The following is a 14,422-nucleotide window of genomic DNA, read 5'->3' as shown; positions in this document are numbered from 1 at the left end:
ACGCTACCCATGAACCGGTGGTGCTTAGCGGCGGAAGATGTGGCTAAGTACCCTATCGATGATCGTTTCATCACCAGATCGGTCTGCGAGCTTAAGGGGAGCATGCGCCGCGACCAGCATTCGACTGTCCCCGTTGTCGAATACGACGCGCACCACTTTTTGGTCTACCCACTTGTCCACAACACCCGAGCCAAAGACCTCGTGGGTCACGCGTGTGCCGGAGGCAAGTACTGCAGCATTGAGCTGGTTGCTTGGAGCAACGCGATGCACCTTCGGTTTTCGCAGGTAAGCCCAGTCTTGTGAATATGGAAAGCGCTTGAAGTAGGTGTTGGCGATGTTTGGGCGGGTGACAGTGGCTGTATGGAAAGGGCCTCCGGTTTCAATCGCTCGAGCCGCATGACGTGCCAAGGCCAAGTCCATCTCCCATAAGAACGGTGACACCGGGCTAGCCAAAGATCGCTCCTCTGTTGCCTCGATGTTTTCGGTGGCATTCGCGAACTCTGGGTCCGCCGGATGGACTAGATATAGCTCATCGCTGGCACGCGTGGCGGCGACGTAGAACAGGCGGCGCTCTGCCTCGTAGGAGGCATCATCGATGTTGTCGCGGGGAAAGCTCCTGGCTGACATGCCGGGCACAAACACGACAGGCCACTGGGCCCCTTTGGCTCTGTGTATGGAGCCGATCCATACGTGCGGCTCGTCGGGAGGGTCGACTTTGGACGAGTCGATCAGGGGATCGATCTCGTCAAGGAACTCTTCAATGGTGCCCTCGTGACGGGCAGCAATCAGCTTAAACGCAGCGACGTTGGCCAAGATCGCATCTGCTGCCTCTACGGTCGGCGACTGCTTTTCGATGGATTTTTCGAATTCCGTTCCTTGTAGATACCGTTCGATGACCTCGACAACCTTCTCATCTGGCTGCGTGCACGTGGCGATGATTTCCAGAAGGTCGGCTCGGTCACGAATTTGATCAGCCTGGAAGCGTTGAGTCTTCGGAGTAATTGCTGAGCGGATGGCATCAGAGATGCCTTCAGGATGATCCATGACGCGGTCGACAACTTCTTGCGCTGCGACCTTATCCAGGTACAAGGCGGGGCGTTGCAGCAGACTCCGGATGACGAAGCGAATTTCATCTTGGTTCATGCGCTTCCAGCGCCCGCTAGCCATTTGCAGGACGCCAACCAGCGCACTGATCTCCGGGATGCGTGTGAGAGGTGGTCTTCCGTAGACGTAATAAGGGACTCCCGCTTGGTGAAGCTCCAGCTCGATGGATACGCTTAGGCTATAAGTCCGGACAAGCACTGCGATGTCGTCAGGCGGAGTTCCCTCGGCCAGCACTCTTTCGATGTGCTTTCCTATTCCTGTCAGACCAAGTGCCAGGCCTAGGCAATGGATCCGAGTTCGAGGGGTGCCCTCCGCCGAAATACTGATCTTCGGGTTTCGGTTCGCGTTGTGAGTGATGAGGTGACTGGCTGCAAGGGACAGCTCATGACCGAATCTGAAGGTATGGGGAAGTGTGTAGCGCTTCGCGTTGGTGAAGTCCTCCTCAAAGCCGCGGATCAAGTAGTCCGGCTTAGCGCCGCGCCAGTCATAGATTGCTTGGTCCTCATCGCCTACCAGCATCACCTGCGCTCGCGTGCCAGCCAGGATGCGAAGCAGCGCGATCTGAATGCCATTCATGTCTTGCGCTTCATCGACGATGAGGTGATCGACCTTGTTGGCGACATACCTCTGGGTCTCTGGGTTGTGGAGCATGAGCTTTACAGGGTCGTAGATCTGATCCTCGAAGAAGCGGAGCTTCAGTCGCTTCCGCTCCTGTTCGTACAAGAGGAAGGCCTGCACAAAGCCAGCGGCTGATTTTCCGTACTTGCCGGCTTCGAATACCTCCTCAGCGGAACGCACGTCGGACTTCACGAGCAGAACAAACTGGATAAAGGATTCGATTAGATCCCTTTCTGGAGCTTGGTCATCGCCGTTGAGGCTCTTGAATACTTGAGAGAAGCATTCCCTAGCGATTTTCGTCCGACGAAAGTCCTTGTCTTCGATCTTGGCGTCTGGGAGAAGTCCGTTCTGAACGAACCGGTTGACGATTTTGTTGCCCATCGAATTGAACGTACGCACTTCAGGAGGCTTGGTGCGTATGGCTTTCTCAAACCGGTTCTGGAAGGACTCCCGGGCATCACGATTAAACATAACTACAGCGATCTGTTCGGGGTTGTGATCCCGCAGTAGATGCCTGACACGACCTACAAGCGTTTCTGTCTTTCCGGATCCTGCGACCGCAGCCACCACGGCGTGACCATGGTCGTGCTCAATCACCTTCACCTGCTCGGCGGTATAGGCCTTCTCGGTCATGGTCGTGTCGGAATGAGTGTTAGGAAGCAATCCTACTCATGAATGGGGTGCGTGGCCCAGCCTGGAAACGAGACTACTTGCCTGTTTCATTCGATCTCGGGTGTGTCTCTATCATGAGGCTGGGCTGTCATTCTTTGCAGATTTGCTCTTTTCCTAAAAGACAACGCCGCCCTGTGGGCGGCGTTGGTGCCGGCGCTTTGTTGCGGGCTGTTAGTCCCGCAGCCCCCTTCACGGCCCACTCCGTACTGACAGAGTGCGTTGTCCGATCTGATTCCTTGCTGGGTGCGGTGGCCTGGCTAAGGGTGCATGGTGCATTGAGCTGCAGAGACAACCGATCAGGAAACAGCGTATCGGCGCGTAAGAATTTTCCGATCGTGCGGCCGATCAAGGGCCATGCCGCATAGCGCCCCGCGTCGGCAGCCCATGGACTGCGGCACGGACGCAGCCGGGTGGTGATTTGAAGGCCCCCGCAGCTCTGGCCCTTGAATCTTCTGCTAGTTCGGTGAATCTTCGCTCATTACGCGAGTTTGCGAACGTGCATCCATCGGCGGCAGAGCCTTCCGAAGGCGACGACAAGGGTCATGCCAAGAGCCTTCATCGGGGAGTAAGCACCGGCAAGCCGGCGATAGGCTATGTCCGGGTTCGACCCGAAGCAGACATTCGCAACTTGTTCAAGAAGTGGAATTTCTGCCAATAAAACGCAGGCCTACGCCGGGCTCGGTAGCAATCCATCGCGGCCTAGCGGCATCGTCCCCAAGTTTTTGCCGCAGCTTGCCGGCCAGCACGCGCAGATAGTGGGTGTCGTGGTCGTGTTGGCCGCCCCATAACGTGCGCAGGATCTGTGGCTGGGTGACCACGCGGCCTGAATGCTGCAGGAGCAAGGCCAGGAGTGCATATTCCTTGCGCGCCAGTTGCACGGGCTTGCCTTGCAGGAAAACTTCGCGCCGCGCCAAGTCCACCCGCAACCGACCGTCGTCGAACATCGGAGGCGCTTCGCCTGCGGTGGCATGCGAACGCAGTAGGGCGCGCACCCGCGCCATCAGCTCTTGGACTCCGAACGGTTTGGTCACGTAGTCGTTGGCGCCGGCATCCAGTGCGGCGACCTTCTCGCGTTCATCGGCACGCACCGTCAGCACGATCACCGGTGCCTGCGACCATTCGCGTAGCCGCGCGAGCACTTCGTGCCCGTCGAGATCGGGGAGACCGAGGTCGAGGATGACGAGATCGGCGCCATGCGTAGCAAGCGCCTGCAAGCCGGCTTCGCCATCCGTCGCGCTTTCAACGCGATAGCCCTGCGCGCGCAGGCCGATGTCGAGGAATTTGCGGATTTGCGGCTCGTCGTCGATCACGAGGATGCGCGCGGGCGCGGCTGCGGTGGTTTCGCTCATGCGTTGGCAGATGCAGGCGTCATCCGCGGCAGGGTAATCCTGATCAGGGTGCCACGACCATCGTGGCCGGGCAGTGCTTCGACGCTGCCGCCGTGCGCGCCGACCATGCCGCGGGTGATGGCAAGCCCCAGCCCGGTGCCCTGACGGCCACGGTCGCCGCGTTCCACGCTGAAAAACATGTCGAAGATGCGCCTGCGTTCGTCTTCCGGGATGCCGGGGCCGCGGTCGATGACATCGATCCGCAGCGCGCCGTCGGCGTTGCGGGCATCCACTTCGATCGGTTCGCCGGGCGGCGAGAATTTCGCGGCGTTTTCCAGCACGTTGAACAGGGCCTGTTCGAGCAAGGCCGGATGCACCCACAGCGGATCGAGCTTCGTCGCGATGCGCAGGTCAAAGCGCAGGCCGGGCTGGTAGCGCTGCAATCGCGACACCGCCGAGCCAACCAGTTCGTCCACACCGATCCAGTCGCGGTTGAGCGTCAATCCGCCGTGGCCGAGCCGGGTCATGTCGAGCAGGTTCTGGATGTAGCGATCCAGCCGTTCGCCCTCCAGATGGATGGTGTCCAGCAGGTCGCGACGATCCTTCGCATCCATCGAGTCGCCGTAATGCTGCAGGCTCCCGGCGGCGCCGATCATCGCGGCGAGCGGTGAACGCAGGTCGTGCGACACCGACGACAGCAGCGCTGAACGCAGGCGTTCGGTTTCGCCGGTCACCCGCGCGTTCTCCAGGTCGGTCACCAGCTGGGTGCGTACGATGGCCTGGGAGATGTCGTCGGCCATCGCTTCGACCAAGCGGCTCTGCTCCGGGCCTGGGCGCGGCGTGCTGTCCGGAAAGCGTAGCCCGACCAGACCGATCGGCCGGCTGTCACCCGCAAGCGGCAGGAACCACCAGTCGGCATGGCCCAGCGTGTCGGTGTGGCGCCCCGCGACCTGGCCGTGTCGCAGCGCCCAGTCGGCGGCGGCGCGATCCCTGTCGGACAGGGTTGGAGCATCGCCTGTCCCGATGGGGTCGTCCCCGGCCCGCACCAAGGCATCGGCGCCGGTGGCCAGCTTCAGGGCGCGGCGGCCGGCTTCCAGCACCTGCCCCAAGTCGGCTGCGGCGGCCAGTTGCCGGCCAAGCGCCTGCAGCGCGGTTGCATGTGCGTTCGCGGCGCGCAGCGCCACCACCTGCATGCGCAGGCGCGAGGCCAGCCGGCCGGCCACCAGCGCCGCGGCCAGGAACAGGAATACCGTGACCACGCCCTGTCGCGCGCCGATGAAGAACGTCAGGCGGGGATCGAGGAAGAAGAAGTTGTAGGACAGGAAGCACAGCGCGGCCGCCAGCACCGCCGCCGCCATGCGCGTTTTCGACGCCACCATCACCACCGCCACGATGAACACCATCGACAGGTCGTCGAGGCCGAACCAGCGTTCGGTCAGCGCGCTCGCGCCGGTGGCGAGCAGGGCGGCCAGCACTGCCAGCCCGACATCGTTGCGGCTCAGCCAGCTGCCGATGCGGCGCTCCGTCCGGCGCGCCTTCGCCCGCGCTTCGGGCGTGCTGAAGATGGTGAGTTCGTAATGCGCGCCGCGTTGCAGCAGTTGCTGGGTCAGGGTGCGGTTGAACATGCGCGCGAACGGGCGCTCGCGGGTGCGCCCGAGCACGATTGTGGAGACCCCGCTGCGCGCGGCGTGGTCGAGGATGGCGTCAACCACGTTGCCGCCATGCAGTACTTCCGTCTCGCCGCCGAGCCGGCGCGCGAGTGCGAAGGCGTGGTCGAGTTCTCGCTGCTGGCTGGCGTCGGCGGCGCCGGTCTGCACCGTCACCACGGTCCACGGCGCGTCGCGGCGCTCGGCCAGCCGGCGCGAGATCCGCACCAGGTATTCGGACTGGCCGCGACCGTCGATCGCGACCAGCACGCGCCGCCGCAGCGGTGTGCCCGGCAGGCCGCGCGCGGCCTGGGCTTCACGCAGGTCGCTGTCTACCCGGTCGGCGGCGGTCTGCATCGCCAGCTCGCGCAAGGCGGTGAGGTTGGAGGGCGAGAAGAATGCCTGCAGCGCATGCGCCGCCTGTTCCGGCACGTAGACCTTGCCCTGCTGCAGGCGCTCGATCAGTTCCCGTGGCGGCAGGTCGATCAGCTTGATGTCGCGCAGGCGGTCGAACACCGCGTCCGGCACGGTCTCCGACACGCGTACGCCGGTGATGCGGTGGACGATGTCGTTGAGGCTCTCCAGGTGCTGGATGTTGACGGTGGTATAGACGTCGATGCCGGCGTCCAGCAGTTCCGCCACGTCCTGCCAGCGTCGCTCGTGGCGGCTGCCGGGCACGTTGCGATGGGCCAGTTCGTCCACCAGCGCGACCTTGGGCTTGCGCGCCAGCAGGGCGTCGAGGTCGAGTTCTTCCAGCACCCGCTGCTGGTATTCGACGCGCCGGCGCGGCAGTACTTCGAGTCCCTCCAGCAAGGCCTGGGTCTCGCTGCGGCCATGCGTCTCCACCAGCCCCACCACCACGTCCACGCCCTGTCTGCGCAGCTCCTTCGCCCGCGACAGCATCGCGTAGGTCTTGCCGACGCCCGGCGCGGCGCCCAGGAACAGGGTCAGGCGGCCGCCGTCGTGCTTGCGCAGCTCGCCCAGCAGCGCATCGGCGCGCTCGTGCCTGTCGATGCCGGAGGTGGAGGGATCGCTGTGCATGCGCGGATTGTGCGCCGGCTCAGCGCGCCATGGCATCCAGCGCCAGGTTCAGGCGCAGCACGTTGACGCGCGGCTGGCCCAGCACGCCGAGCTGCTTCGGCTCGATGGCCTGATCGACCAGCCGCTCCACCACCGCCTGGTCGAGGCCACGGGCGCGGGCCACGCGGGCGGCCTGCACGCGCGCGCCCATCGGGCTGACGTGCGGGTCGAGCCCGGCGCCGGACTGGGTGACGAGATCATCCGGCACCTGCGCCGTCGCGATGCCGTCGCGTTCGGCAATCGCAAGCCTGGTCTTGGCGATGCGTTCGTGCAGCGCCGGGTTGCTGCGCGCCAGGTTGCTGCCGGCGGCGGCCATCGGGTCGTAGTTCGCGGCGGACGGGCGCGGCTGGAAGTAGCGCGGATCGGCAAACGGCTGCGCGACCAGCGCCGAGCCGACGACCGTGCCGTCGCGTTCGATCAGGCTGCCCTGCGCCTGCGCCGGGAACAGCACGCGGCCAAGGCTGGCACCCAGCAGCGAATACAGCAGGCCGAACAGCAGCAGGATGGCGATGGCGAACAGCAGCGGCGCGCGCAGGCCGATGTTGTCCTGCAAGGTGATGGGTTGATTCATGTCGAGTTCCTCAGGCGCCGATCGTCGCGACCAGCGCGAGGTCGATCAGCTTGATGGCGACGAACGGCAGCAGCACGCCGCCGACGCCGTAGAGCAGCATGTTCCGGCGCAGCAGCACGGTGGCGCTGGCCGGCTTGAAGCGCACGCCGCGCAGGGCGAGCGGGATCAGCGCCGGGATCACCAGCGCGTTGAAGATCAGCGCGGCCAGCACGGCATTCTGCGGGCTGGACAGACCCATCACGTTCAACGCAGCCATGGAGGGGATCGCTGCAGCGAACAGCGCCGGCAGGATGGCGAAATACTTGGACACATCGTTGGCCAGCGAGAACGTGGTCAGCGCGCCGCGGGTGATGAGCTGCTGCTTGCCGACTTCGACCACCGCCAGCAGCTTGGCCGGATCGGAATCCAGATCGACCATGTTGCCGGCTTCCTTCGCCGCCTGGGTGCCGGAGTTCATCGCCAGGCCCACGTCGGCCTGCGCCAGCGCCGGCGCGTCGTTGGTGCCGTCGCCGACCATCGCCACCAGCCGGCCGCCGGCCTGTTCGCTGCGGATGCGCGCCAGCTTGTCCTCGGGCGTGGCTTCGGCGATGTAATCGTCCACGCCGGCCTCGGCGGAGATGGCGGCGGCGGTCAGCGGGTTGTCGCCGGTGATCATCACCGTCTTGATGCCCATCGCGCGCAGGCGGGCGAACTTGTCCTTGACGCCGTGCTTGACCACGTCGGACAGCTCGACCACGCCGAGCACGAACTTGCCTTCGCTGACCACCAGCGGCGTCGCGCCCTGGCGCGCGACCTGTTCGATGCGCGCCTTCAGTTCGGCCGGCACCTCGCCGCCGAGCGAGCGCACATGGCGTTCGATGGCATCGCCCGCGCCCTTGCGGATCACCCGCGCGCCGCCGTCGCGGCCGTTGCCAGGCAAGTCCACGCCCGACATGCGCGTCTGCGCGGTGAACTGGAGGTAATGCGCTTGCGCCGGATCCTGCATCGCCGCGCCCTGTTCGCGCGCGAGACGCACGATGGACTTGCCTTCCGGGGTCGGGTCGGCCAGCGAGGACAGCAGCGCGGCATCGCGCAGCTGTTCGGCATTGATGCCGGCCAGCGCATGGAAGGCGGTGGCCTGGCGGTCGCCGTGGGTAATCGTGCCGGTCTTGTCGAGCAGCAGCACGTCCACGTCGCCGGCCACTTCCACCGCCTTGCCGGATTTGGCCAGCACGTTGGCCGACAGCGCGCGGTTCATGCCGGCGATGCCGATGGCCGGCAGCAGGCCGCCGATGGTGGTCGGGATCAGGCAGACCAGCAGCGCGATCAGCAGCAGCGGATCGACCTTGACGCCGACGAAGGCACCGATTGCCGGCAGCGTGGCGCAGACGACCAGGAAGGTCAGGGTCATCGCGGCCAGCAGCATGGTCAGCGCGATCTCGTTCGGTGTCTTCTGCCGGTTCGCGCCTTCGACCAGTGCGATCATGCGGTCGAGGAAGCTGTGCCCCGGTTCCGCAGTGACGCGCACCACGATCTCGTCCGACAGCACCTTGGTGCCGCCGATCACGCCGCTGCGGTCGGTGCCGGCCTCGCGCAGCACCGGCGCGGATTCGCCGGTGACCGCGGCCTCGTTGATGGTGGCCAGGCCGTGCACGATCTCGCCATCGGCGGGAATCAACTCGCCTTCCGAGATCACCACCAGGTCGCCGGGCTTCAATTCGGCGGCGGGGAGTTGCACTTCATCGCCGCGCAGTGCGGTGGCGTAGCCCTTCGGATCGTGCAGCTTGCGCGCCACCAGATCCTTGCGCGCGCGCCGCAGCGAGGCGGCCTGGCCGCGGCCGCGCGCCTCGGCCACCGCTTCGGCGAAATTGCCGAACAGCACGGTGACCAGCAGGATCGCGGTCACCGTCCAGCCGAAGCCGGCGGCGGCATTGCCGCTGATCGTGATCAGCGCGGCCAGCAGGGTGCCGACGAGCACCACTGCCATCACCGGACTTTTCACGATGTGGCGCGGCGCGAGTTTCAGGAACGCATCGCGCACCGAGGAGCGTAGCGCGGCGGCATCCACCAGCGCGGGATGGCCGCGCTGCGTTTTCGCTTCATAGGTCTGTTGGATCATCGGGGCATTCCTCAACGCGCCGCCAGGCTCAGGTGGTCGGCGACGGGGCCGAGCACCAGTGCGGGCATGAACTGCAGCAGGGTCAGGATCACGATCACCGCGATGGTGGTGAGCGCGAAGGTGGGGGTTTCGATGCGCAGGCTGCCGGGGCCTTCCGGCGCGTGGCGCTTGCAGGCCAGGCCGGCGGCGACGGCGAGCGGCACGATCAGCGCGGGATAGCGGCCAAGTGCCAGTACCGCCGCGCAGCTCAGGTTCCACCAGTAGGTGGCATCGCCCAGGCCCTCGAAGCCGGAGCCGTTGTTGGCGAAGGCGGAGGTGTACTCGTAGAAGACCTGGCTGATGCCGTGGAAGCCGGGATTGGAGTTGCCGGTGATCGACGGCATCGCCAGCGTCAGCGCGGTGAAGCCCAGCACCACGATCGGCTGCAGCAATACCAGCAGCGACAGCAGCCGCACTTCGCGTGCCTCGATCTTGCGGCCGAAGAGTTCCGGCGTGCGCCCGGTCATCAGGCCGGCCAGGAACACCGCCAGCAGCAGGTAGACCAGGAACTGCTGCAGGCCGCAGCCCACGCCGCCCCAGATCGCGTTGATCAGCATGTTGCCCAGCGACACCAGGCCGGTCAGGGGGCTGAGCGAGTCGTGCATCGCATCGACCGAGCCGTTGTTGACCTGGGTGGTGATGGATGACCACAGCGCGGATGCGTCGCCGCCGAGCCGAACCTCCTTGCCTTCCATCAGCGCCGACGCGAACGGGCCGTGTTGTTCCAGCAGCAGCGACGCGCCGGTGGACAGGACCGACATCAGCAGCATGCTGCCGAATACCAGCCCGGTGAAGCGGCGGCGCCCGGTGAACGGGCCGACCATGAACACCACCGACACCGGGATCAGCAGGATGCCCAGCAGCTCGATGAAGTTGGACAGCGGGGTCGGGTTTTCCAGCGGCGTCGCGCTGTTGGGGCCATACCAGCCGCCACCGTTGGAACCCAGCTGCTTGGCTGCGACCATCGGTGCCACCGGGCCCAGCGGGATCTTCTGTTCCTTCATTTCCACCGAGGCATCGACCGGCGTCGCCACCGGCCCCGCCTGCAAGGTTGAAGGCACGCCCTGCGAGGTCAGCAGCACGCTCCACAGCAGGCATAGCGGCAGCATGAAGCGCAGCGTCGGGCGCACCACGTCGGCCCAGTAGTTGCCGACGTCGGCTTCGCTGGTCGATGCCGACAGGGCATCGGCTGAGCGCTTGACCGCTCGCCCGCCCATCAACGCGCGCAGCGTGGCCACCACCAGCGCCAGGCCCATCATCGGCGTGATCACCTGCAGGCCGACGATGCCGACCATCTGCGAGAGATAGGACAGCTGCGCCTGGCCGGAGTAGTGCTGCTGGTTGGTGTTGGTCAGGAACGACACCATCGTGTGCAGCGCGGTGTCCCAGCGCATGTTGGGGATGGCGTCGGGATTCAGCGGCAGCCAAGCCTGGGTCATGAACAGCGCCCACACCAGCAGGCCCACGACGAGATTGCTGAGGGCGAAGGCCTTGGCATAGCCGCGCCAATTCATGCCGCGCGCCGGATCGGCGCCGAGCAACCGATACAGCGGCCTTTCGATCAATTCGAACGCGCGATCACCGCGCATTGGCCCGCCGCGCATCACCGCGGCGAGATAGCACCCGAGCGGCCAACCTAGGCCGATCGCCAGCGCGAAAACGAGGAATGTTTCGATCATGGTGGTGTCTCGTCAGAACCGATCCGGGCGCAGGATCACGTAGAGCAGATAGGCGCAGGCCACGATCACCGCGGCGCTGCAAACGAAGGTGAGCCAGATGGGCATGAGGGGTCTCCTTGCTTGCCGAATCAGAAGCTGGCCTGCAGCGACGCTTCGATGCGGCTGCCGGCGAAGTCATCACCGAGGAGGCGCTTGGCACGGGTGTCGGTGGCGTGCGCGGTGAGGCGCAGCTCGAGCGGAGCCTTGAACGCCCAGATCGCGCTGAGCTGGCCGTGCGAATAGCCGCTGCCGGCGACCACCGCGTCGTCGAGGGAGTAGCGGGCGAGTGAGGCTTCGATGCGCAGCGCGTCGTTGACCGGGAATTTCGCGCCGACCAGCGTGTAGACCCCCGCGGCATCATAGCCAAGCGCTCGATTCGACCAACCCACTGATGCCCAGTAGTTGCCCCGGTAGGTCAGGGTGCCGTTGAGCTCGGTCCAGTTCAGGTCGACCGCGGTCGAGGGGTACTGGTAGCGCAGGACGTTGACGTCCGCGGTCCAGTCGTCGGAAAGGGCCTTGCCCCAGCCGACAGTGAAATCCAGTTCGGTATCGGCCCCGATTTCCGGCGCGAACCTGACGTTCGAGCCCCAGATGGACGCGTAGAGCCCGGAATCGCCGGACAGCTTGAAGCCAGCCTGCACGGCAGGATCGCCCTGCGTCTGGGTGCTGCCACGCCAGACGTAGTCGGTGGTAAGGGCGGCATTGCCGCTGAAGTCGGCAGCCTTGGTCTGCGAGGCCAGACTCATGCCACCCACGACCAGCGCCAACAACGCAATCAGGGGCGCGCATGCTTCGCGCTGTCGGAATAGGACCTGTTTCATCTACCTGCTCGAGAACCGTTTGCGAGGCCTCATGGCCACGGCGAAATTCTCGGGAAGGTGTGCGTAAAGCCTCTATTCGACAGAGTCGCCGCTACGTAAATTCGACGTAAATTCTTGGTGGGCCAACGTCCGAAACTACCCGCTCCGCGACCCCCTAAGGTCGAGGAGCAGGCCATATGGGTTCAGGCATCTGTCTGCTCGGCGATCTCCAAGGCGTCATCTACCTCGATGCCTAGGTAACGCACGGTACTCTCTAACTTCGTGTGCCCAAGCAAGAGCTGGACGGCACGCAGGTTCCTGGTGCGGCGGTAGATCAACGATGCCTTGGTCCTTCGCATCGTGTGGGTTCCATAGGAGGCTGATTCGAGCCCGGCTTCCTCGACCCAGTGATGGACTATCCGGGCGTACTGCCGTGTCGACAGGTGAGGCGAGTCCGAAACGCGGCTGGTGAACAGGAAGTCCGATGACGTAAGTCCGGCCTTCTGGATCCAATCCTGGACGGCCTCACGAGTCGATTGGGTGATCTCGAACTGGACGGGTCGGCCCGTCTTCTGTTGCATCACCCCGGCACGTGACGCCATTTGCCCGCCATGAGAGACGTCTGATACCCGGAGCTTCACCAGGTCGCAGGCTCGAAGCTTCGAGTCGATCGCCAGATTGAACAAGGCCAGGTCACGAACCTTTTGGCCAAGCTGGAGCCTGATTCGGATAGCCCAGATGTCCTTCAGCTTGAGCGGGGCCTTCTGGCCGACCAGCTTTCCCTTGTTCCAAGGGTGCCGGGATTGAGGCGTGTGAAAAATTGCCATGACCAACTCCTGCTAATGAGGGGGGGTCAGAGTTCGCTTATGTGCAGAAGCAAGGCGTGATGCGACCCGAAGCGGACATTCTGCGCGCTTCTGTCGCGGTGTGCTTCGGGTCTGCGCCGAGTCCTAAAATGAAGTTCGGACTTGGCCGCTTGCAGACTTCCTGGGCCCGTGGGCTCCGTTGCGTCCCTTAACGCATCAGGATAGCTTTAGGTTGGAATCCGACGAAGGCATGCTCCTTGGAACTCAAGAAACTTAGGATCGAGCGGTTCAAGAAGACCAAAGATCTCGAGCTCGACCTCTCGGACGTCAATCTGCTCGTCGGGACGAACGGGTCCGGAAAATCCTCCGTCCTGCAGGCAGTGCACTTGGCGTGCTGCGTGATGCGTCAAGCGGAAAGAATCGAGGCAACCAAAACCGCAACGGTCGGCGTAGAAGAGCTTGATTACCTCCCTACGAATGACTACAAGACGCTTGGCCACGGAGCGAACTGGGGCAACAAAGAAGGCACGCCGTCTTCCAAGGTCTCAATGTCGTTCCGAAAGGACGACGGGTCGATGGTGGATGCTCACTGCCTGCTGAGATCTGCAAGAAATGCAGGCATTTCAATTTCGGGGCACATCCCCGCCGACCTTGGCCAACTACTACGCACTAAGCGACGGTTCTTTTCTGCCTACATACCGGGCATTTCCGGCGTACCAAATCGGGAAGAAAGGCGATCGAAGAAAGTAATCATGAAGGCGTGCAGCTTCGGAGACTCGAACGTGATTCTCCGAAACGCACTTCTGCTCCTGAAGCAAGATGATCCAGACAACATTCAGACCATTGAGAGGTGGATTGCGTCGATTCTCGGCCCCATTTCAATCAACGTGACTCACGACGAAGACAAAGATCTTCATATTTCGTGCGACGTTACTGTGAACGGTGTCACCAGGGGGTTGGAACTGGCCGGAACTGGATTCCTCCAGCTCATTCAAATTTTCTGCTACGTCCTATTGTTCAACCCGGGCGTATTACTCATCGATGAGCCGGATATCCACCTACATCCAGACGTGCAAGAAAAACTGGTGGCTGCGCTGGGCAAGATCGCGGCGGAGAGAGGCATCAAGATCATCCTCTCTACGCATTCACCCTTCGTTGTGCGAGGAGCGCCTCCAACCACTAGTGTTTTTTGGCTGCATGACGGTCAAATCGCATCAAAAGACCGTTCAGTCGTCGAACGTGCATTGGGATGGGGTGCCTTCGGCAAGCGGGTGTTGATGCTTTCTGAAGACTCAAACACGTCAATGCTTAGAAATCTGCTGTCGCAATGGCCAGAGGTCGACCGCGTGACTGCTGTCCTACCCGGCCTCGGCTATAAGAGCCTCGCAACGCCTAAGCAAGCTAAAGAACTTGCGGAAGCAATGGGCGGCAAGTTCAAGATCGTCGTGCATCGAGATCGAGACTCGATGACTGACGACGAAGCTAACGAACTCATTTCAACGTACGCCGCAGAAGGGATCACGCTTTGGCTGCCCGCCGAGTCAGACGTGGAAGCGTATTACTGCAATCCGCGGTTTCTAGAGGTGTTCCTAGGCTGCACCAAGGCCGACGCGGACGCACATTTGGCAGGCGTCTTGGCCAAGCACAGTGCTGCGATTTCGCAGCAGTTTGATTCCCAGCGTGCCGCGCACAATCAGGAATTTCACGCGGGTGGCGGTGGCCCCGTGAACGCTGCGGTTTGGGCAGGATTCCAAGCTCGACCGCTCAAAGGCGCCAAGGGAAAGTTCGTGTTCAAGCAATTGAAGAACGCGATTCCTGGAAACGCGTACGACGAACTCAAGGTTCTGGGAGCTCCGACCGGGGGTGTATTAGGCATGGATCTGAAGCACCTCATTGAAGGAATTCTCTAGGACATAGCCTGGCTGGACCGGCGCGGCCACAC

Annotated in this window: 10 protein-coding genes; 1 reads left to right on the top strand and 9 read right to left on the bottom strand. The window is 63.5% G+C overall.

Annotated elements, in window-relative coordinates; genetic code table 11:
* Positions 1 to 24: 24 nt before the first annotated feature.
* The 9 genes from ICG51_RS06690 to ICG51_RS06650 all read right to left on the bottom strand — a co-directional run bounded on the left by ICG51_RS06690 (position 25) and on the right by ICG51_RS06650 (position 12,501).
* On the bottom strand, positions 25 to 2,355 hold the full coding sequence (locus tag ICG51_RS06690; protein WP_190282204.1) for an ATP-dependent helicase: 2,331 nt from the start codon (positions 2,353 to 2,355) through the stop codon (positions 25 to 27).
* Positions 2,356 to 3,026: 671 nt separating this feature from the next.
* Positions 3,027 to 3,743, bottom strand: coding sequence for a response regulator transcription factor (locus ICG51_RS06685; RefSeq protein ID WP_190282203.1), 717 nt, complete (start codon positions 3,741 to 3,743; stop codon positions 3,027 to 3,029).
* On the bottom strand, positions 3,740 to 6,409 hold the full coding sequence (locus ICG51_RS06680; RefSeq protein WP_190282202.1) for a sensor histidine kinase KdpD: 2,670 nt from the start codon (positions 6,407 to 6,409) through the stop codon (positions 3,740 to 3,742). The genes ICG51_RS06685 and ICG51_RS06680 overlap by 4 nt, the downstream gene beginning before the upstream one ends.
* A gap of 19 nt (positions 6,410 to 6,428) precedes the next feature.
* Positions 6,429 to 7,019, bottom strand: a complete 591-nt coding sequence (kdpC, locus tag ICG51_RS06675) for a potassium-transporting ATPase subunit KdpC (protein WP_190282201.1) — start codon at positions 7,017 to 7,019, stop codon at positions 6,429 to 6,431.
* A 10-nt stretch (positions 7,020 to 7,029) separates the two neighbouring features.
* Positions 7,030 to 9,117 (bottom strand): potassium-transporting ATPase subunit KdpB, encoded by a 2,088-nt coding sequence (kdpB, locus tag ICG51_RS06670; RefSeq protein WP_190282200.1) that lies wholly within the window; start codon positions 9,115 to 9,117, stop codon positions 7,030 to 7,032.
* An 11-nt stretch (positions 9,118 to 9,128) separates the two neighbouring features.
* Positions 9,129 to 10,835: a potassium-transporting ATPase subunit KdpA gene (gene kdpA / locus ICG51_RS06665; RefSeq protein WP_190282199.1), complete on the bottom strand. Its 1,707-nt coding sequence runs from the start codon at positions 10,833 to 10,835 to the stop codon at positions 9,129 to 9,131.
* A 12-nt stretch (positions 10,836 to 10,847) separates the two neighbouring features.
* Positions 10,848 to 10,940 carry a potassium-transporting ATPase subunit F gene (locus ICG51_RS06660; RefSeq protein ID WP_190282198.1) on the bottom strand — a complete coding sequence of 31 codons (93 nt, stop codon included), beginning with the start codon at positions 10,938 to 10,940 and terminating at the stop codon, positions 10,848 to 10,850.
* A 23-nt stretch (positions 10,941 to 10,963) separates the two neighbouring features.
* Complete coding sequence (locus ICG51_RS06655; protein ID WP_223809547.1) at positions 10,964 to 11,641, bottom strand: TorF family putative porin; 678 nt, start codon at positions 11,639 to 11,641, stop codon at positions 10,964 to 10,966.
* 236 nt (positions 11,642 to 11,877) lie between these two features.
* Positions 11,878 to 12,501 carry a tyrosine-type recombinase/integrase gene (locus tag ICG51_RS06650; protein WP_190282196.1) on the bottom strand — a complete coding sequence of 208 codons (624 nt, stop codon included), beginning with the start codon at positions 12,499 to 12,501 and terminating at the stop codon, positions 11,878 to 11,880.
* Positions 12,502 to 12,737: 236 nt separating this feature from the next.
* Between ICG51_RS06650 and ICG51_RS06645 the strand changes: the two genes are divergently transcribed.
* Positions 12,738 to 14,390 (top strand): ATP-binding protein, encoded by a 1,653-nt coding sequence (locus ICG51_RS06645; RefSeq protein ID WP_190282195.1) that lies wholly within the window; start codon positions 12,738 to 12,740, stop codon positions 14,388 to 14,390.
* Positions 14,391 to 14,422 lie beyond the last annotated feature (32 nt).

The sequence above is a fragment of the Thermomonas sp. XSG genome (assembly GCF_014678725.1).
Lineage (GTDB): Bacteria > Pseudomonadota > Gammaproteobacteria > Xanthomonadales > Xanthomonadaceae > Thermomonas.
Note: the sequence above shows the minus strand (reverse complement) of the source record. Positions and strands in the feature narration are given on the sequence as shown.